Origin of the sequence: Massilia sp. WG5 (assembly GCF_001412595.2) — a bacterium.
Lineage (GTDB): Bacteria > Pseudomonadota > Gammaproteobacteria > Burkholderiales > Burkholderiaceae_D > Telluria.
In genome coordinates this window covers 4,777,965-4,797,527 of record NZ_CP012640.2, presented here as the reverse complement: position 1 = coordinate 4,797,527, position 19,563 = coordinate 4,777,965, and the positions used below count along the sequence as shown (strand labels likewise).

Annotated in this window: 13 protein-coding genes; 6 read left to right on the top strand and 7 right to left on the bottom strand. The window is 67.1% G+C overall.

Annotated features, from left to right (window positions below):
- Positions 1–9 precede the first annotated feature (9 nt).
- Positions 10–2,139 (top strand): GGDEF and EAL domain-containing protein, encoded by a 2,130-nt coding sequence (locus AM586_RS21415; protein ID WP_060566703.1) that lies wholly within the window; start codon positions 10–12, stop codon positions 2,137–2,139.
- On the opposite strand, the gene AM586_RS21410 is transcribed toward AM586_RS21415, so the two are convergent.
- The 4 genes from AM586_RS21410 to AM586_RS21395 all read right to left on the bottom strand — a co-directional run bounded on the left by AM586_RS21410 (position 2,136) and on the right by AM586_RS21395 (position 7,543).
- A complete protein-coding gene (locus AM586_RS21410; protein ID WP_047824258.1) occupies positions 2,136–3,398 on the bottom strand; it encodes a sugar MFS transporter in 1,263 nt (420 codons plus the stop codon). The two genes, AM586_RS21415 and AM586_RS21410, sit on opposite strands and share 4 nt — an antisense overlap.
- A gap of 106 nt (positions 3,399–3,504) precedes the next feature.
- On the bottom strand, positions 3,505–4,149 hold the full coding sequence (gene pgmB, locus AM586_RS21405; protein WP_047824259.1) for a beta-phosphoglucomutase: 645 nt from the start codon (positions 4,147–4,149) through the stop codon (positions 3,505–3,507).
- Positions 4,146–6,485: a glycoside hydrolase family 65 protein gene (locus AM586_RS21400; RefSeq protein ID WP_052233411.1), complete on the bottom strand. Its 2,340-nt coding sequence runs from the start codon at positions 6,483–6,485 to the stop codon at positions 4,146–4,148. The genes pgmB and AM586_RS21400 overlap by 4 nt, the downstream gene beginning before the upstream one ends.
- Positions 6,486–6,538: 53 nt before the next feature.
- A complete protein-coding gene (locus AM586_RS21395; RefSeq protein ID WP_229411096.1) occupies positions 6,539–7,543 on the bottom strand; it encodes a LacI family DNA-binding transcriptional regulator in 1,005 nt (334 codons plus the stop codon).
- A gap of 347 nt (positions 7,544–7,890) precedes the next feature.
- On the opposite strand from AM586_RS21395, the gene AM586_RS21390 reads away from it, so the two are divergent.
- Complete coding sequence (locus tag AM586_RS21390; RefSeq protein ID WP_047824263.1) at positions 7,891–10,365, top strand: TonB-dependent siderophore receptor; 2,475 nt, start codon at positions 7,891–7,893, stop codon at positions 10,363–10,365.
- Positions 10,366–10,437: 72 nt separating this feature from the next.
- On the opposite strand, the gene AM586_RS21385 is transcribed toward AM586_RS21390, so the two are convergent.
- The 3 genes from AM586_RS21385 to AM586_RS21375 are packed head-to-tail and all read right to left on the bottom strand — an operon-like array spanning position 10,438 to position 14,406.
- A complete protein-coding gene (locus tag AM586_RS21385; protein ID WP_047824264.1) occupies positions 10,438–10,881 on the bottom strand; it encodes a MarR family winged helix-turn-helix transcriptional regulator in 444 nt (147 codons plus the stop codon).
- Between the two features lie 22 nt (positions 10,882–10,903).
- Positions 10,904–12,478, bottom strand: a complete 1,575-nt coding sequence (locus tag AM586_RS21380; protein WP_156328141.1) for a sensor domain-containing diguanylate cyclase — start codon at positions 12,476–12,478, stop codon at positions 10,904–10,906.
- A complete protein-coding gene (locus AM586_RS21375; RefSeq protein ID WP_052233412.1) occupies positions 12,475–14,406 on the bottom strand; it encodes a diguanylate cyclase domain-containing protein in 1,932 nt (643 codons plus the stop codon). Before AM586_RS21375 ends, AM586_RS21380 begins: the two co-directional genes overlap by 4 nt.
- Positions 14,407–14,900: 494 nt before the next feature.
- On the opposite strand from AM586_RS21375, the gene AM586_RS21370 reads away from it, so the two are divergent.
- The 4 genes from AM586_RS21370 to AM586_RS21355 are packed head-to-tail and all read left to right on the top strand — an operon-like array spanning position 14,901 to position 19,436.
- Positions 14,901–15,518: a DUF642 domain-containing protein gene (locus AM586_RS21370; protein ID WP_047824268.1), complete on the top strand. Its 618-nt coding sequence runs from the start codon at positions 14,901–14,903 to the stop codon at positions 15,516–15,518.
- Positions 15,519–15,574: 56 nt separating this feature from the next.
- Positions 15,575–16,102: a (2Fe-2S)-binding protein gene (locus AM586_RS21365; protein ID WP_047824270.1), complete on the top strand. Its 528-nt coding sequence runs from the start codon at positions 15,575–15,577 to the stop codon at positions 16,100–16,102.
- Positions 16,099–17,115, top strand: coding sequence for a xanthine dehydrogenase family protein subunit M (locus tag AM586_RS21360; RefSeq protein WP_047824272.1), 1,017 nt, complete (start codon positions 16,099–16,101; stop codon positions 17,113–17,115). The genes AM586_RS21365 and AM586_RS21360 overlap by 4 nt, the downstream gene beginning before the upstream one ends.
- Positions 17,112–19,436, top strand: a complete 2,325-nt coding sequence (locus AM586_RS21355; RefSeq protein ID WP_047824274.1) for a xanthine dehydrogenase family protein molybdopterin-binding subunit — start codon at positions 17,112–17,114, stop codon at positions 19,434–19,436. The genes AM586_RS21360 and AM586_RS21355 overlap by 4 nt, the downstream gene beginning before the upstream one ends.
- Positions 19,437–19,563: the final 127 nt, after the last annotated feature.

The window sequence follows — 19,563 nt, the reverse complement described above, 5'->3', positions numbered from 1 at the left end:
CAGGCGACCATGTCAACTCTCTCGCGGGAATTCAACCAGCTCACCCTCGTGAACCTCGAGGACAAGCCCGCCGCCTTCTTCAAGGGCTTGATCAGGGCCAGCAGCACCGCCATCGTCATCAGCGACGCGCTGCAGGACGATAACCCGATCGCCTGGGCGAATCCGGCGTTCGAGGCGATGACCGGCTACGCCCTGGCCGAGGTAATCGGCCGCAACTGCCGCTTCCTGCAGAACAGCGACCGCGGGCAGCCGGAACTTGCCGGCATGCGCGAGGCCATCGCGGCCGGCCATCCCTACACCTGCACGCTGCGTAACTACCGCAAGGACGGCAGCCAGTTCTGGAGCCGCATGCACCTGTTCCCGGTGCGCGACACCGGCGGCGCGATCACCAATTTCGCCGCCTTCCTGGAAGACGTCAGCGTCGCCAACCAGGCCCAGGCCGAAGTGGCCTATGCCCGCGAGCGTCTCGGCACGGTACTGGACAGTATCTCGGACGGCTGCTTCTCGCTCGACCACGACTGGCGCTTCACCTACATCAACAGCAAGGGCGCGGCCTGGCTGGCGCGCGAGCCCGAGGAACTGCTGGGCAAGAACATGTGGGATGAATTCCCGGAAGGGGTCGGCGGTCCCTTCCACAAAACCTACCTGCGCGCGCTGGAGCGCCAGGAATACGCCAGCTGTGAGAGCTACTACGAGCCGCTGGCCAGCTGGATCGAGATACGCGTCTATCCCTCGAAGGATGGCCTGACGGTCTTTTTCGCGAATATCACCGAGCGCAAGGAAGCCGAGGCGCGACTGGTCCACATGGCGACCCACGACAGCCTGACCGGCCTGCACAACCGCTTCAGCTGCCTGCGCGCGCTCGACGAGGCGCTGGCGCGCGACGACATGGTCGGCGTGCTGTTCATCGACCTCGACCACTTCAAGGAAGTCAACGACGCCCACGGCCACCAGTCCGGCGACCTGGCCCTGCAGGAGATCGGACGGCGAATGGCCGCCTTCGAGGACGAGGACACCACGGTCGCGCGCATCAGCGGCGACGAGTTCGTGTTTGTCCTCACCAATGCCGAGCCCGAATCGGCAAAGGCGCTGGCGGCCGCGGTGCTGCAGCGGATGGCCGAGCCGATCGCGGTCGACCACCTGAAGGTCACGGTCGGCGCCAGCATCGGCATCGCGCTCGGCAAGGCCCGCGAGCACTCCGCGGACGAGCTGCTCAACAATGCCGACGCCGCCATGTACGCGGCCAAGGCCAACGGCCGCCATACCTTCAGCGTGTTCTCGCCGGCGTCGGCGCGCCTGATCAAGGAACGCCTGAGCTTGCGCCAGGAAGTCTTTTCCGCCCTCGAGCGGCGCCAGTTCGTGCTCTACTACCAGCCGCAGATCAGCGCCGCCAACGGCGCCGTGGTCGGGGCCGAGGCCCTGCTGCGCTGGGACCATCCGACGCTGGGCGTGCTCGCCCCCGGCATGTTCCTGTCGATGCTCGAGGATTCGCCCGCGATCACGGCGGTGGGGGCCTGGGTCTGCGAGGAAGCCTGCCGCCAGGCGCGCGAATGGGAGCTGCTCGGCTACCGCCTGCAGATGGCGGTGAACGTCTCGGCGCGCCAGCTCACCGACGAGAACCTGCCGCTGCTGCTGAAGAACCTGGTGGCGCACTACGGCCTGCACACCGAATGCATCAAGCTGGAAGTCACGGAGAGCATGCTGACCCAGGACATCGGGAAGGCGGCCGCGGTGCTGCGCTCGCTGCAGCAGGAAGGCTTCCGCATCGCCCTCGACGATTTCGGCACCGGCTATTCGAACCTGTCCTACCTGCGCCAGTTCCCGATCACCGCGATCAAGATCGACCGCTCCTTCGTGCAGGAGATCGAGCAGGACCGGCGCTGCCTGGACATCGTCAACGGCGTGATCGCCTTCGCCAAGTCGCTCAAGCTGGCCGTGATCTGCGAAGGGATCGAGACCGAGGCCCAGGCCAGCGCGATCCGCTCGACCGAGTGCGACGTGCTGCAGGGCTACCTGATCGGCAAGCCGATGCGCGCCAGCGAATTCCAGGCCCTGCTGCTGGCCCAGAGCGCGACGCCGCAGCAGGCCGATCCGGGGTGCGAGCAGGCGAATACGGGGAGCGGCTCGCCGGCCGGCTAGGCCGCTTCCGGCGCGCCTTCCGGCGCCGCCTCGCCGTTCCGCTCCACCTGGCGCTTGAAGAACCACAGACTCACCAGCATCAGCGCGATCGGCACCAGCGTCAGGTAGAACGCGAAGTGGCCGTTGAAGCGGCCGAACACATAGCCGGTGATCAGCGAGCCGGTGGTGCCGCCCAGCGCCGAGAAGATCACCAGCAGGCCGGTCATCGGCGCATGCTGGTGGCGCGGCAGCGAGGACAGCATCACCGAATTGATGCCCGGGTAGATCGGCGCCATGAACAGGCCCACCAGCGGGAACAGGAAGGCCGCCGCCGGCGCCGTCGACCAGCCGACGTTCGGGTCGTGCGCGATGCCGCGCGCCAGCGGCAGCGCCAGCAGCACCACCGCACCCATCGCCACCATGCAGCCCGCCAGCACCGGGAACCAGTTCAGGCGGCGCATCACGACCCCGGCCGAGAGGCGTCCCAGCGCCAGGCAGGCGGCGTAGATGCTGGTCACCTGCACGCTCATCGCCGCCGGCAGCTTCAGGATCTCGTTGTTGAAGGTCGGCAGCCAGGTGCCGACGCTCTGCTCGACCAGCACGTACAGGAAGGCCGTGAGCACGAACACGCACACCAGCGGCCGCATGAAGAGGCGCAGCATCCCGATGAAATCCGAGGCCGCGCCGCGGCTGTGCGGCGGCGCCGCGCTGCCTTCGTCGAAACGGGTCGACAGCACCAGCAGGAAGGTCGCGGCGCACAGGCCCGACAGCAGCCAGTACACGTTCAGCCAGCCGAGCGAGGCCGGGTCGTTCGAGTCGATGAAGAAACCGAAGATCCAGTAGGCGCTCAGCACCCCGACCATGAAGAACCCCTCCAGCATGTTGGTGATGCCGGCGTGCTGCTTGCGGTCCTGGGCCACCAGGCCGATCGACGAGTACACCGATACTTTGACCAGGGCGAAGGCCACGCCCACGCACAGGAACAGCAGCTTGGCGGTGGCGAAGCCAGGCAGCATCGGCATCGCCAGGGTGGCGCAGCCGACGATGGCGAGCGCCACCAGCATCGCGTTCTTGTAGCCGAAGCGCGGCAGGGACGAAGCCACCAGGAAGGACACCGCCGCGATCGGCAGGTCCTTGAAGCCTTCCAGCACGCTGGCCGAGCTCTTGTCGATGCCGTAGCTGTTGATGACCTGCAGGATCACCGTCCCGACGCTGTTGAGCAGGATGGCGAACACGAAATAGATCAGAAAGAGTGCCAGCAGGATGCGTCGGTTGTTCACGGTGTCTCCGTTATATATTTTTATGTTGGACTCTGAAAAAGGCCTCCAAAACCGTAGCGAGCATCGCAGGCCGAAAGTGCAACGCGCAGTAGGTTTGCGAGGCCCTTCAGTAGTCGCCGAGCCTGAATTCCCGCATCGACGGGATGATGTAGTCGGCCCGCGCCAGTATCTGCGGGTCGCCCACGCCCACCGCGCGCATCCCCGCATCCTTGATCGACGCCACCCCGGCGGCCGCGTCTTCCACGCCCAGGCAGTCGGCGGGCGCGATGCCCAGGTGGCTTGCCGCGGTCAGGAAGATCTCCGGGTGCGGCTTGCTGTTGGCGATGGTGGCGGCGTCGACCACGTCGTCGAAGCGGTCGCGGATGCCGAGGCGGTCGAGCACCGTGAAGGCGTTCTTGCTGACCGAGGCCAGGCCGATCTTCAGGCCGGCCGCGCGCACCTGTTCCAGCGCGCGCAGGGCGCCCGGCAGCAGGTCGTCCGGGGTCATGGTCGCCACCAGTTCCTGGTAATGCGCATTCTTGGCGTCGGCCAGCCGCAGCTTCTCCTGCGCCGTGTAGCTGCGCGGCGCGCGCGCCAGGATCAGCTCCAGCGATCCCATGCGGTCGACGCCCTTCAGTTCTTCGTTGAAGGCTTCGTCGAAGGGCGCGCCGATGCCGTCGGCCAGGCGCTTCCAGGCCAGGTAGTGGAAACGTGCGGTGTCGGTGATGACGCCGTCGAGGTCGAAGACGACGGCCTTGAATCTGCTGCTCATGTGTTTTCCTCCATGCGGATCTCGGATTGCTGCGCGCTGAGCGTGAGCTTGCGGCCGCGATGGGACAGGCTCAGCTCCGTACCCTGCAGCAGGCGATAGACGGCGGCGCCGCCGGCATCCACCTCGACGCCCAGCAGGGCGCCATGCACGTGCACCTTGAAGCGGTAGCCCTGCCATTTTTCCGGCAGCACCGGGGCGAAGCGCAGCCCGGCGTCGTCGATGCGCATGCCGGCGAAGCCGTAGGCAACGCCCAGCCAGGTGCCGGCCATCGCCGCGGTGTGCACGCCGTATTCCGTATTGCCGTGGGTGTTGTCGAGGTCGAGGCGCGCAGTCTCCATGAAATAGGCGTAGGCCTTGTCGTGGTAGCCGACTTCGCTCGCCACGATGCTGAAGATGCAGGACGACAGCGACGAATCGTGGGTCGTCACGCGCTCGTAGTAATCGAAGTCGCGGCGCTTGTCGTCCAGCGAGAATTCGTTCGACAGCAGCAGCAGGGCCAGCACCACGTCGGCCTGCTTGCAGACCTGGCGGCGGTAGATCACCAGCGGGTGGTAATGCAGCAGCAGCGGATAGTTTTCCTGCGGTGTGTTGGCGAAATCCCAGGGCTGCTTCGACAGGAAGCTGTCGTCCTGCTCGTGGATGCCGAGTTCCGCGTCGTAGGGCAGGCGCATGGCGGCGGACGCCGCGCGCCAGGCCGCGATCTCGCCCTCGTCCAGCTCGACGGCGGCGGCCACGCGCGCATAGTCGTCCGGGCGCTCGGCGCGCAGGCGCCCGGCCACGTCCGCCGCGAAGCTCATGTGCATGCGCGCCATCGCGTTGGTGTAGTAGTTGTTGTTGACGACGGCCGTGTACTCGTCCGGCCCGGTCACCGCATTGATGCAGAAGCGGCCCTGGCGATCGTAGTTGCCGATGTCGGTCCAGATACGCGCCGTCTCCAGCACGATCTCGGCGCCGTACTGCGCCATGAAGTCGAAGTCGCCGGTCGCCAGCAGGTAGAGGCGGATCGAATAGGCGACGTCCGCGTTGATGTGGTACTGCGCGGTGCCGGCCGGGTAATAGGCCGAGCACTCCTCGCCGGCGATGGTGCGCCACGGGTAGAGCGCCCCCTTCCCGATCGCCATCTGGCGCGCCCGCTCGCGCGCCTTGGGCAGGGTCGCATAGCGGTACTGCAGCAGGGCGCGCGCAATCTCGGGCTTCGAGAACAGCAGGAAGGGGAACACGTAGATCTCGGTGTCCCAGAAGTAGTGGCCTTCGTAGCCCTCGCCCGTCACGCCCTTGGCGGCGATATTCGTGCGGCCATCGCGGCCCACCGACTGCAGCAGGTGGAACTGGTTGAAGCGCACGCCCTGCTGCAGGGCGTCGTCGCCGTCGATGCCGACATCGGCCTGGTCCCAGAAGTCGGCCAGCCAGGCCGCCTGCTCGGCAGCGAGGGCCTCGAAGCCGGCCCGGGCGGCGCTTTCCAGCTCGGCGCGCGCGTGCGCCGCGACCTGCCCGTCCGCCATGTCGCGCGAGGTGGCGTAGGCAATGAACTTGTGCAGGACCACGGTGCCGCCCTGGACCGCATCGAGTTCGAAGGCGTGGCCGTTGTCGGTGTCTTCCACCGTCGCGCCGGCGCGGTCCAGGCGCGCCTCGGTGGCCGTCGCCAGCAGGAAACCGCTGTGGCGGGTGCGCTGCAGCACCAGCATGCCCTGGGGCGTGCGCTGCCGCTCGACCGGCAGCAGGCTGGGGCCGGTGATCGCCGAGCCGACCCGCGGGTCGTCGCCGGCCTGCAGGTTCGTGACCTCGCTGTCGATCTCGGCGACCAGGCGCAGGCGGCCCGAGAAGTTCAGCGGCGTGACGGCGACCTCGATCGCGGCGACATGCTTGCGCTCGAGGCAGACCAGGCGCCGGCTGGCGATGCGGACCCGCTTGCCGCCATCGGTCTCCCAATCGACCGTGCGGCTGAGCAGGCCGGTGCGGAAGTCGAGTACGCGCTCGTAGTCCAGCACCTTGCCCTGCTCCAGGCCGAAGGTCTCGCCGTCGATGGCGATGCCGACGCGCTTGGCGTTCGGCACGTTCAGCATGAATTCGTTGGTGCGCGCCAGGCCGTAGGCGTTTTCCGGATAGACGATCGGCTCGGACTCGTAGAAGCCGTTCAGGTAGGTGCCTTCCAGGGTCTGGCCCTTGGGCGCCGGATTGCCTTCCTCGGGCGTCCCGCGCATCCCGATGTAGCCGTTCCCCAGCGTGAACAGGGTCTCGCGCAGGAAACGGGCGCCCGGCTCGACGGCGCGTTCGCGGATGCACCAGGGCTCGGCGGCGATGCCCGGCAGGAGCGCGATGTTATCGATATCATTCATAGGCATGCTGGTTCGCTCAGTGAAGGGTTCAGGTCAGCTCGGTTCAGCTCAGTTCAGGTCTGACGCACGATCAGGGTCGTGGGCAGCATTTCGGATTGCGCGGGGCGGCCTTCGATCATGGCCAGCATCTTCCGGGCGAGCAGCACGCCGCCGTCGCGCAGGTATTGGTGCACGCTGGTCAGCGGCGGCACGAAGCTGGCCGCGCCCGGCGTGTCGTCGTAGCCGACGACCGAAATATCGTCCGGCACGCGCAGCCCGGCTTCGGTCAGGGCGCGGATCGCGCCCATGGCCAGCAGGTCGCTGGCGGCGAACAGGCCGTCGCAGCTGTGGCCGGCCTTCTTCTTCAACAGCGCATTCACGCAGTCGAAGCCGGCCTCGAAAGTAAAAGCCTTGGGCCGCAGGATGTGCACCGTGGCGCGGCCGGACAGCGTATCGACGAAGCCGGCGCAGCGTTCCTGCACCTCGGCGTGGTCGACGTCGCCGACGAAGACCAGCTTGCGGCGGCCCTGCTCGAGGAAGCGTTCGGCGACGCTGGCCCCGCCCTTGCGGTTGTCGCTGCCGACGACCACGTAGCTGGAGCCGGCTTCCGGCGCGCCCCATACGACCAGCGGCATGCTGCTCTGCTGCAGCGCACGCACCGCCTCGCCGTGCGAGCCCTGGCCCAGCAGGATCAGGCCGTCGGCGCCCTGCACCGGCGCGGTGTCGAGCAGCTGGCGCGAGGTCAGCACCACGCTGTAGCCGGCGGTCGTCAGTTCCTGGGTGATGCCGCCCAGGAGCTCGAGCGGATACGGGTCCGACATCGGCCGTCCCTTCACCGGGGTCATCTCGACCACCACCGCCACCGAGTACGAGCGGCGCATGCGCAGGTTGCGGGCGCTGATGTTGAAACGGTAGCCCTGCTCGGCGGCGATCTTGCGGATCTTTTCGCGGGTCTGCTCGGTCACCAGCGGGCTGTCGCGCAGCGCGCGCGACACCGTGATGGTGGACACGCCGGCCACGCGCGCCACATCCTCCATCGTCACCGTGGTATCGCGTGCAGGACGCGGCTTCGCAGCCACCGTTTTTTTCGCTTGCGTCATCAAATTCTATGTAATCCAAGAGTGCCTGAGCCGGCACGGCATTATGACAGATTTCTTTGCTTTGTCGACAAAAAATGACATCGATAACAATTACGTTGACATCGATAACATTCCTTGTTTCAATAGCACGACTTTGCTTGTCGAAGAGTAAAGCGCCTGGCAAAGCCCTCAGGGCAAGGCGCACCGTCGAAGACAGTACGCCGGTACGGCGAGACGGTGCAACGCAGCCATGAGGGGTTTGGCAGGCGCACAAGATTCGACAGCGCAGCGGGGAGGAGACGCCCCGTAAGTAGCCGGATTCCCCATCCTAAAACGAGAGCCTACACATGAAAAATCACCTTCCTTTCCCGGCCCCGCAGCTGTCGGCCGTGGCCCTTGCCGTGCTCGCCCTGGTCGCCCAGTCCCAGGCCATGGCCCAGGAATCCTCTCCCCTGCCCCCGCAGGCCAATGCGCAGAACGAGATGCAGCAGGTGGTCGTGACCGGCACCGCCTCGGCCTCCGGCACACGCAAGATCGACACCAGCTTTTCGATCACCACCGCCACCGAAGAGCAGCTGAAGGCCGCGGCGCCGACCAGCACCGCCGACGTGCTGAAGATCGTGCCGGGCGTGTACGCCGAAGCCACCGGCGGCCAGTCGGGCGCGAATATCGAAGTGCGCGGCTTCCCCTCGGGCAGCGACTCGCCCTTCGTCTCGGTGCAGATGAACGGCAACCCGATCTATCCGGTGCCGGTGCTGTCCTTCTTCGAGGGCTCGTCGGCCTTCCGCCTGGACGACACCATCGAGCGCGTCGAAGTGCTGCGCGGCGGCCCGAGCACCATCTATTCGGTCGGCCAGCCTGGCGCGACCATGAACTTCATCATGAAGAAAGGCGGCGACACGCCTGAAGGCAACCTGCGCTTCACCACCGGCACCGGCAACCTGCGCCGCGTCGACGGCGTCTACAGCGGCAAGATCGCCGAGGGCTGGTATGGCATGATCGGCGGCTTCTACCGCACCACCAACGGCGTGCGCGACGCCGGCTTCCCGGCCGACGATGGCGGCCAGCTGTCGGCCTCCCTGACCCGCAAGCTGGACCAGGGCGAGCTGACCCTGTACGCGCGCTCGACTTCCGACAAGAACGCCTTCTACACCGGCGTGCCGCTGATCTCCTCGAACAACGGCCACACGATCTCGTCCTTCCCCGGCTTCAACCCGCTCACCGGCACCCTGATGAGCAACGAGATGCGCAACTTCACGGTCGAAGCCGGTCCGGGCAAGACCCTGAACTACGACTTGGGCAACGGCCGCGGCCTGAATTCGAACCTGATCGGCGCGGACTTCCAGCAGAAGCTGAACGGCTGGGATGTGTCGAACAAGCTGAACTACTTCAGCGGCAACCTCGACACGATCGCCATGTTCACCGGTAACAACCCGCTGACGGCGGCCGATTACCTGGCGCAGGCGATCGCGGCCAACAACGGCAATGCGGCCACGCTGGCGGCGGCCGGCGGCGTCAGCGCCACCGGCGGCGCGCTCACCTATACGAGCGGCGGCGCCGCGGTCGCGCCGAACCAGCAGGTGGTGCAGGCCGGCCTGTGGGCGGTCGAGAAGAAGCTGCGCTCCTTCACCGACGAATTCCGGGTCAGCAAGGATATCGGCTACAACAACACCTTGACCGTCGGCGCCTACTTCGCCAACTATTCCTCGCACGACGTCTGGTACCTCGGCAACAGCCACCTGATGACGGCGACCCCGAACGCCCGCCTGATCAACGCGAAGCTGAACAACGGCGTGGTCGTGTCCAACAACGGCACCGACGGCAATGTGTTCTACGCGCCGATCGCTTCGTACAACGGCGACAACACCGCCGGCTTCATCGCCGACGAATGGCGCATCAGCGACCGCATCAAGGTCGATGCCGGCATGCGCCACGAGCGCCAGCGCATCTCGGGCTCGATCTCGAACCTGACTTCCGCCGACACCGACAACAACCCGCTGACCGTCTACAACAACGGCACCTCGCAGCCGAACGGCAGCTATACCGGCCTGTCGCGTTCGGATTCGGCGAACTCGTTCACGGTCGGCGGCCTGTACAAGCTGACCGCCGATGCCAGCGTGTTCGTGCGCGCCAACCAGGGCCACACCTTCGTCTACTTCGACGACCTGCGCAATGCCGGCAGCCAGGAGGTGGTCAATGACCGCAACCGCGTGCCGAACCCGAAGGTGACCCAGTACGAAGTCGGCTTCAAGACCGCAACCCCGCTGTACAGCGCCTACGTGAACGCCTTCTTCACCGACTTCACCGGCATCTCCTTCCAGCAGATCACCACCACCGACGTGCTGTACTCGGTCAGCGGCTCGAAGGGCAAGGGTGTGGAATTCGAACTGGCGGTGCGTCCGATCACGGGCCTGCAGCTGCAGCTGACCGGCGACTGGCAGGATTCGACCTACAAGGACAACCCGGCGATCAACGGCAACGCCGTGCAGCGCCAGCCGAAGTTCCAGTACCGCTTCTCGCCGAGCTACCGGATCCCGGTGGGCGACATGGCGTTCAAGCTGTACGGCACTTACTCGCACATCGGCAGCCGCTGGGCCGACCAGCAGAACACCCAGTACCTGCCGTCCTATGACACGCTCGACCTCGGCATCCTGGCCGAACTGTCCGACAAGCTGGAACTGCGCCTGAGCGGCAGCAACGTCAACAACGAGCTCGGCCTCACCGAGGGCAATTCGCGCCTGGTCGGCGCCAGCAGCGGCCCGATCAATGCCCGCCCGATCTTCGGCCGCACCTGGGAAGCGTCGCTCAACTACCGCTTCTGAACGAAAGCAGTCTCTCTCTGTTGTAACCCTCTTGGCGGACCTTCGGGTCCGCCTTTTTTATGCCGCGCGCCTTTATTCCGCACTATCGGCCAGCTTGCCGCGCAGCCGCTCGAGCTGCCCCTTGAGCGCCAGCAGATCGCCCGGCGCGCAGGCTGCCGCGCACAGCAGCTGTTCCTGGATCGCGGACGCCTGCTGCGCCAGCGCGCGGCCGGCGTCCGTCAGGCTGACCACGACCTGGCGCTCGTCGGCGTTCGAGCGCGCGCGCGCCACCAGGCCGCCCGCTTCCAGGCGCTTGAGCAGTGGCGTCAATGTGGCCGAGTCGAGGAACAGCCGGGCGCCGATGTCGGACACCGTCACGCCGTCGCGCTCCCACAGCACCAGCATGACCAGGTATTGGGGATAGGTCAGGTCCAGCTTGCGCAGCAGCTTGCGGTAGACCTTGTTCATCGCCAGCCCGGTCGAATAGAGGGCGAAGCAGAGCTGGTCGTCCAGCAAGGGAGGTGGGTTCGGATTCATGGAAGAAATGGTAGATCGCGCGCTATGCAAGTGCAAGCGATGCGTCACCCGCGGCCACCCGGTTGCGGCCGCCCGCCTTGGCTTGGTACAGCTGGCGGTCCGCGGCCTCGACCCAGGCGCCGTCGGTTTCGGCGCCGGCCGGGCCGGCCGCCACGCCCAGGCTCAGGCTGACCTTGCCGGTCGGGCCGTCGGCATGTTCGATCGCCAGCGCGGCCACCGCGGCGCGGATCGTCTCGGCCACCGTCAGGGCGCCTTCGAGGTCGGTCTCCGGCAGGATCACGGCGAATTCCTCGCCGCCGTAGCGCACCGCCAGGTCGCCGGGGCGGCGCACCCCGGCCGCGATCGCCACCGCCACCTTGCGCAGGCAGTCGTCGCCCGCCACGTGGCCGTAGCGGTCGTTGTACTTCTTGAAACAGTCGACGTCGGCCAGGATCAGCGCGAACGAGGCGCCGGTGCGGCGCGCCCGCGCCAGCTCGCGCCCGAGCGTCTCTTCGAACATGCGGCGGTTGGCCAGCCCGGTCAGGCCGTCGCTTTCGGCCTGCACCTTCAGGGTCTCGTTGTGGCGCTCCAGCGCGGCGCCGGCCTCGCGCAGTTCGTCCTCGAGCTGTTCGCGGCTGCGGATCTGGCGGACCATGCGCGCGCCGCCCCAGGCCAGCACGGCGATCGCGAACGCCACCACGCAGCTCATCTTGATCGCCGCCACCCACCAGTCGTCGAGGATCTCGTCCTTCGACTGGGCGCTGAGGACCAGCAGCGGATAGCCGTCCAGGTGGTGGTAGCTGAACAGGCGCTCGATGCCGTCGATGCCCGACTTCAGCAGCGCGGTGCCGACCGGTCCGGTATTGCGCAGCATCTGGAACACCGGCCCCTTGCTGATGTCGGTGCCGATCAGGCCTTCCCGGTACGGGCGCCGGTAGAGCAGCGTGCCGTCGTCGAGGGCCAGTGCGATGCTGCCCTCGCGGCCGACGTCGAAGCTGTCATAGAAACGGCCGAAGAAGCCGAGGTCCAGGGTCACCAGCGCGACCCCGCCGAAACTGCCGTCCGGACGGTCGATGCGGCGCGACACCGGGATCACCAGCGCGCCGCTGGACCGGCTGCGCACCGGCTTGCCGACGTGGGTGCGGCGATCGAGGTGGGACTGGTGGTAGCGAAAGTAATCGCGGTCGGCATTGTTCGCCTGGACCGGATGCGGCAGCGCGGTGACTTCCCAGCTGCCGTCCGGGCCGTACACGAACAGGCCGTGCACTTCGGCGGAATGGGCGGCGATGTGCACGAAGCGCCGGTGCAGGCGCTCGCCCGCCGCGCCGGCCGCGCCGTCGTGCTCGACGCGCTCCACGGTCTCGGCCAGGATCGCATCGGCCACCTTGAACGAGGTCTCGGCCTGGGCCGCCAGCGCGCGCGCCATGTTCGCTGTGCTGGCCGCGGTCTCGGCCAGCTGGCCCTGGCGCGCCGTCCACAGGCTCCAGCCGTGGATGCCGACCAGCAGCACGCAGAACGCGGCCAGCAGGGCGATCGAGCGGCCGACCAGCGGACGGCGGACGCGGTTCAGGTGCTTCAGGCGGGGCGCGGAACCCGGCGGCATCGATTGGCGGTTCAATGCCCGCCGGCCAGCAGTACCGTGGCGGTGTCGCGCCCTTCCCGCTTGGACTGGTACAGGGCTTCGTCGGCCGTGTGCGCCAGCGCGGCCTGCTCCGGACGGGCCGACCAGGCGATGCCGATGCTGGCCGTGACGCGGCGCGGCTGGCCGTCGACCAGGAAGTCGGCACGCAGCGCTTCCAGCAGCTTGTCGGCGATGCGGCTGCACTCGCGCGCCGAGCCGACCTGCTCGAGCACGATCACGAACTCGTCGCCGGCCAGGCGCGCCACGGTGTCGGTCGTGCGCACGGTGCTCGAGAGCCGCTTGGCGAATTCGCGCAGCACGGCGTCGCCGCTGGCGTGGCCGAGGCCGTCGTTGATCTGCTTGAAGTGGTCGACGTCGAGATAGACCAGCGCCATCGCCATCGCGCTGCGGCGCGAGCGCGCGATCGCCTGCGCCAGGCGCTCCTCGTAGCTGCGGCGGTTCGGCAGGCCGGTCAGGTGGTCCGCGTGCGCCAGCGCGTGCAGTTGGCGCTCGTATTCGCGGGCCGAGGTGGCGTCGGTCGACAGCACATAGATGCCATGCACCTGGCCGTCGCGCACGTGCGGCAGGTAGGTGGTGCTGATCACGCGGCGGCGTCCGCGGCGCTCTTCCTCGATCTCCAGCGCCGAACCGTGGCCGTCCAGGCAGCGCTCCAGGGCCGCGCGGCGCGGCGCGAAGAAGGCTTCGCCCATCGCTTCGGCAACGGTCTTGCCGAGCATGTCGGCGCTCTTCACGCCGAACCATTCCTGGTAGCGCTGGTTGGCGAAGCCGTAGCGCAGGCCGGTGTCGATGTAGGCGATCAGGGCCGGCACGTTGTCGGCGATGGTGCGCAGGCGCTCCTCGCTCTCGATGACGCGGGCGCGCGACTCGGCCAGCTCGCTGACATCCTTCATCGCCACCACCGCGCCCAGCGGCTCGCCGTTCGGGCCCTTCAGCGCGCGGCCGCTGGCCAGCACCCGGTGCGCGCGCTGGTCGCGCTGCCCATCTTCCCGCCGGTCGTCGCGCACGACCACCATCGGCACATCCTTGACGTTCTCGCCGCGCAGGGCGCGCGCCAGCGGGATGCGGGCCTCCTCCAGCGGCGTGGCGCCGTCTTCCTCGAACAGGCGGTAGTGCTGCGCCCATTCCACCGCCTTCAGATGAGCGATGTCCATGCCGTGCAGGTCACGCGCGGCGCGGTTGAACAGGGTCAGCGCGCCGTCGGCGCCGCAGGCGACCACGCCGACATCCACCGATTCCAGCACCGCATCGAGCAGCTCCTGCTTCTGCATCAGGGCCTGCTGGGCCAGCATGCGCTGCTGCGCTTCCTGTTCGAGCAGGCGGTTCTTGGCATGCAGTTCGCGGGTGCGGTCCTCGACCCGGCGCTCGAGCTGGACGTTCAGCTCGCGCAGCGCCATCTGGGCGGCGTCGCGCGCCGCCACCAAGACGCCGCGATTCATTTCGTCCTGCACCATCTGGGCCAGGTCGCGCAGCATGCGTTTCTCGGCATCGCCGAACTGGCGCGGCTGGCGGTCGATGACGCACAGGGTGCCGAGCGGCTGGCCTTCCACGCTGTGCACCGGCTGGCCGGCGTAGAAGCGGATGCCGGGCGAACCGACCACCAGCGGGTTGTCGACGAAGCGTTCGTCGAGATGGGTGTCGGGCACCACCAGCAGGTCGTCGAGCGCGACCGCATGACTGCAGAAGGACATGGAGCGCGGGGTCTCGAGGGCGTCGAGGCCGACGCGCGACTTGAACCATTGGCGGTCCGCGTCGACCAGGGACACCAGCGCGATCGGCGCCTGGAACGCGGTGGCGGCGAGACGCGTGAAGCGGTCGAAGCGGTCTTCCTGCGGCGTGTCGAGCACGGCCACGGCACGCAAGGCCTTCACGCGCTCCTGTTCTGCGAGTTCTTGTTGACTGAGCATGAAACATCCTTGCCGCGACGCGGCGAAGAAAAGAACCGGCAGGATCGAGGCCGGCGGTCGGGGATTAAGGCTGGGCGACGGGCTTGCCCGGGGACAAAAGATTCTAGTCGATTCAAACGGGCTGTGCAGCATCTCCGGTAACATTTCTATGTGGAAACCATTAATCCAGTTTCAACACAAGTGATGGATTGTATAACGAAAATATTTGTGAGAATTCAACAAATTTGATTTCCTTATGTGAAGTTTTCAGAGGTGTAGGAGGAGCGCAACGCTCGACGATGCGTGCATCGGATGGCTCGTCCACGACGCTGGGCTTCAGACTGGCTGAGTGGGGTTTGCGCAACAGAAATAGCTCGCCATGGCCGCCTGTCGAAAAACTTTACACTCAGGCAAATAATTAATCTGATTCCTAAAGTAAATATTTGTTTTATCGAAAGATTTTTTATCTGGAACGATAGTTGCTTCACGTTTAATAACTATAACTAGGAGAAAACATGAAACGTCAACTGTCGATTGCCGCGCTGGTGCTGCTGTGCGCTAGCTCGGCCAGGGCCAATATCGTCGAGAACGGCGGTTTCGAGTCCGGCGCCAGCGGCTGGAACGTCGCGGGGAATGTCGAGGTCTTTTCGATGACCGGTCCTTCCTACTTCGGCGCGGGCAGCACCGCCAGCAACGGCGCCGGCATGGTCGCCTTCAATGCGGGCGACACGGCCGGCGACGGCCTGCTCTCGCAGCGGATCGCTACCCAGGCCGGCCAGGCCTACACGGTCAGCTTCGACTACGGCCTGACCGACTGCGACGCCGCATGCACGCAGCAACTGCGTGTCGGCGTGGTCGGCGCCTATGGCGACAGCCTGCTGGACACGACCGCCGTTGCCCGCTTCGGTCCGGAGCTGGCGCGCTACAGCTTCAGCTTCATTGCAGACGGCGACAAGGCGATGCTGGAGTTCCACGATTTTTCCGGCAACCAGACGGTTTCCCTGGATGGTGTACTGGATAACGTCGACGTCTCGGCCAAGGTGCCGGAACCGGGCTCGCTCGCCCTGCTGGGCCTGGGCATGCTCGGTATCGGCGCTTTCTTGCGCCGCGCCCGCCGTATGTGTGTCATCTAACCGAGCAGGAAAGGCCGACCTCGTAAGGTGGACGCTTCACCGACGAAAGGACGGCCATGGCCCCTCACCAGCAGCATCCGATCCGCCTGCGCATCAACGGGCAGGAGCGGGAATTCGACGTCGAATCCTGGGTTACCCTGCTCGACCTCCTGCGCGAGCGCGCCGGGCTGACCGGCACCAAGAAAGGCTGCGACCATGGCCAGTGCGGCGCCTGCACCGTCCTGCTCGACGGCCGGCGCGTCAATTCCTGCCTGACCCTGGCGGTCATGCAGGATGGCCATGAGGTCACCACCGTCGAGGGCCTGGCCCGGGGCGACGCCCTGCATCCGCTGCAGCAGGCCTTCATCGACTGCGACGCCTTCCAGTGCGGCTACTGCACGCCGGGCCAGATCTGCTCGGCCGCCGGCCTGATCGCCGAAGGCCAGGCCAGGACCATCGCCGACGTGCGCGAACTCATGAGCGGCAACGTCTGCCGCTGCGGCGCCTATCCGCAGATCGTGCGCGCGGTGGCGCAGGTGCTGGAACTGGACGCCTCCGCCCTCGACGGCGGACAGCCCTTCACGACCGGCCCGGTGCTCGCATGAACCCGTTCTCGTTCACCCAGCCGAAGGACATCGGCGGCGTGCTGGCCGCCCTCGCCTCCGCAGGCGCAAGGCCGATCGCCGGCGGCACCAACCTGCTCGATTTAATCAAAGAAGGCGTCATGACGCCAGATCAGCTGGTCGACATCAACGCCATCGCCCCGGCCGGCCTGGACCGCATCGAGGAAGCCGACGGCGGCCTGCGCCTGGGCGCCCTCGCCCGCAATGCCGATACCGCCTACCACCCGCTGGTCCGCGACCGCTATCCGCTGCTGTCGAGCGCGATCCTGGCCGGCGCTTCGCCGCAGCTGCGGAACATGGCGACCAACGGCGGCAACCTGCTGCAGCGCACCCGCTGCGTCTACTTCTACGATGTCGGCGTGCCCTGCAACAAGCGGGAGCCCGGCACCGGCTGCCCGGCCAAGCACGGCATCAACCGCCAGCTGGCCATCCTCGGCACCAGCGAGCAGTGCATCGCGACGCATCCGTCCGATATGTGCGTGGCCCTGCGCGCGCTCGACGCCGTGGTGCACGTGCGCTCCGCCGCGGGCGGGCGCGAGATTCCCTTCGCCGACTTCCACCGCCTGCCCGGCGACCGTCCGGACCTCGACAGCACGCTGCAGCCGGGCGAGCTGATCGTCCATATCGCCCTGCCCGACGCCACCCGCTTCGCCGCTCACAGCGCCTACATCAAGGTGCGCGAACGCCTGTCGTACGCGTTCGCGCTGGTGTCGGTGGCGGCCGCGCTGGACCTGGACCGCGGCACCATTCGCGCGGCCCGCATCGCCCTGGGCGGCGTCGCCCATCGACCCTGGCGCGTCGAGGAAGCCGAGCGCGAGCTGGAAGGCAAGCCGGCCGGCGAAGCCGCGTTCGCACTGGCCGCCGAGCGCATCCTGCAGGGCGCGCGCGGCTACGGACAGAACGACTTCAAGCTGCCGCTGGCGAAGAACGCCATCGTGCAGGCCTTGAGCACCGCCATGCGCGGCACCGAATATGCCAGGGGAGAGAGAGAATGACGGATCTGATTCCGGACCTGCGCGCCCCGAGCGCGCCGGAAGGCACAGGCCGCGTGCGCAGCGGCATGCACGTGTCGCGCGTGGACGGCCGCGCCAAGGTAACCGGCGCCGCCAGGTACGCCGCCGAGCACGATGCGCCCGGCCTGGCCTACGGCGTGGTAGTCAACAGCACCGTGGCCAAGGGCCGCATCAAGACCATCGACACCGTGGCCGCCGAAGCGGTGCCGGGCGTGGTGGCCGTGATCACCCACGAAAACCGCAAGGTCAAGATGCGCGGCAACGACCTCGCCTACAAGGACATGACGGCGCCGGGCGGCTCGCCCTTCCGTCCCCTGTACAGCGACGAAATCTTCTACAGCGGCCAGCCGGTGGCGCTGGTGGTGGCCGATACCTTCGAGGCCGCGCGCCATGCGGCCAGGCTCGTATCCCTGACTTACGACGTGCAGGAGCACGATACCGGCCTGCTGGCGAATCTCGGCCGCGCCTACAAACCGCGTCCCTTCAAGGCCGGCTTCACGCCGCCCAGCTCGAAGGGCGACGCCGATAGCGCCTGGGAGTCGGCGCCGGTGAAGATCGAGGCCCAGTACTACAACGGGGTCGAGCACCACAATCCGATGGAGATGCACGCCTCGACCGTGGTGCTTGGCGACGACGGCCACCTCACGATCTACGACAAGACCCAGAGTTCGCAGAACAGCCGCTGGTATGTCTCGCACGTGTTCGGCCTGTCGAAGGACAAGGTCACGGTGCGCAACCCGTACGTGGGCGGCGCCTTCGGTTCCGGCCTGCGCCCGCAGTACCAGTTGCCGCTGGCCGTGATGGCGGCCCTGCAGCTGAAACGCTCGGTGCGCGTGGCCCTGACCCGCCAGCAGATGTTCAGCTTCGGCCACCGGCCCGAGACCTGGCACCGGATCAAGCTCGCCGCCGGCCGGGACGGCAAGCTCGCCGCCATCATCCACGACGCCGTCCAGGAGACCTCGCGCTTCGAAGACTACGTCGAGGTGGTGGTGAACTGGTCCGGCCAGATGTACGCCTGCGACAACATCAAGCTGGGCTACAAGCTGGTCGCGACCGACCGCTACACGCCGATCGACATGCGCGCGCCCGGCGCCGCCCACGGCGTGCATGCCTTCGAGGTCGCGATGGACGAACTGGCCTACGCACTCAAAATGGATCCGCTGGCCTTCCGCCTGCTGAACTACGCCGAGAAGAATCCGCTCGAGGACAAGCCGTTCTCGAGCAAGGAGCTGCGCCAGTGCTACCGGCTCGGCAGCGAGCGCTTCGGCTGGAAGGACCGGCCGATCGAGCCGCGCTCGATGCCTGACGGCGAGGAGCTGGTCGGCTGGGGCATGGCGACCGGCATGTGGGACTCGCTGGTGATGGTGGCGCGGGTCTCGGCCGTGCTGCATGCCGACGGCCGGCTGGTGGTCTCGAGCGCGGCCTCCGACATCGGCACCGGCACCTACACCGTGATGTCGATGATCGCCGCCGAAGCCATGGGCCTGCCGCTGGAAAGGGTGACCTTCCAGCTGGGCGACTCGACCCTGCCGCTGGCGCCGGTCGAGGGCGGCTCCTCGCACGTGACGACGGTCGGTTCCGGGGTCGCCGGCGCCTGCGAGAAACTGCAGAAGGCCTTGCTGAAGATGGCCCAGGCCATGCCCGACTCGCTCTTCAAGAAGCTGCAGCTGCGCCAGGTGGCGTTCGCCGACGGCCGCATCCACCTGCGCGGCGAGCCGGCCAAGGGGGTCGCGCTGCGCGAGGTGCTGGCGCACGCCCAGGTCGACCGGGTCGAGGAAAAATTCCTGATGACGCCGCAGCTGCTCAAGCAGCGCAAGTATTCGCGCGCCGTGCACTCGGCCGTGTTCTGCGAGGTGCGCGTCAACGAAAAGCTCGGCATCGTGCGCGTGACGCGGGTGGTGAACGCGGTCGCGGCCGGACGCATCATCAACGCCAAGACCGCCGAGAGCCAGATCGTCGGCGGCACGGTCTGGGGCATCAGCCAGGCCCTGCACGAGGAGACCCATACCGACCACCGGCTGGGCAGGTTCATGAATCACAACTATGCGGAATACCACGTGGCCGTGAACGCCGACATCCACGATATCCAGGTCGTGTTCGCCGACGAGGACGATCGCGTGGTCAGCAAGCAGCTCGGCGCCAAGGGCGTGGGCGAGATCGGCCTCGTCGGCGTCGCGGCGGCGATTTCGAACGCGATCTTCCACGCCACCGGCAGGCGCCTGCGCAGTACGCCGATGTCGCCGGACAAACTGCTGCTGGGCGACCGGGAGGTGCCGGTACAGCATCCGCCGCAGATGGACTGAGACAGGCGGCGTCCGGCCTATGTGCGCTCGGGCACTGTCGGCCCGCCTTACATGATGCCGAAAGGAAAGCAGGGCATTCCGGCCCATTTCTCCATGAATCAATGACTTGGCAAGTCAGGCGCAGTCC

What these genes read in the sequence shown, in the direction of transcription:
- AM586_RS21415 (WP_060566703.1), top strand. Translation starts at nt 10, where the DNA reads ATGTCAACTCTCTCGCGGGAATTCAACCAGCTCACCCTCGTGAACCTC.
- pgmB (WP_047824259.1), bottom strand. Translation starts at nt 4,149, where the DNA reads ATGAGCAGCAGATTCAAGGCCGTCGTCTTCGACCTCGACGGCGTCATC.
- AM586_RS21400 (WP_052233411.1), bottom strand. Translation starts at nt 6,485, where the DNA reads ATGAATGATATCGATAACATCGCGCTCCTGCCGGGCATCGCCGCCGAG.
- AM586_RS21390 (WP_047824263.1), top strand. Translation starts at nt 7,891, where the DNA reads ATGAAAAATCACCTTCCTTTCCCGGCCCCGCAGCTGTCGGCCGTGGCC.
- AM586_RS21385 (WP_047824264.1), bottom strand. Translation starts at nt 10,881, where the DNA reads ATGAATCCGAACCCACCTCCCTTGCTGGACGACCAGCTCTGCTTCGCC.
- AM586_RS21375 (WP_052233412.1), bottom strand. Translation starts at nt 14,406, where the DNA reads ATGCTCAGTCAACAAGAACTCGCAGAACAGGAGCGCGTGAAGGCCTTG.
- AM586_RS21370 (WP_047824268.1), top strand. Translation starts at nt 14,901, where the DNA reads ATGAAACGTCAACTGTCGATTGCCGCGCTGGTGCTGCTGTGCGCTAGC.
- AM586_RS21365 (WP_047824270.1), top strand. Translation starts at nt 15,575, where the DNA reads ATGGCCCCTCACCAGCAGCATCCGATCCGCCTGCGCATCAACGGGCAG.
- AM586_RS21360 (WP_047824272.1), top strand. Translation starts at nt 16,099, where the DNA reads ATGAACCCGTTCTCGTTCACCCAGCCGAAGGACATCGGCGGCGTGCTG.
- AM586_RS21355 (WP_047824274.1), top strand. Translation starts at nt 17,112, where the DNA reads ATGACGGATCTGATTCCGGACCTGCGCGCCCCGAGCGCGCCGGAAGGC.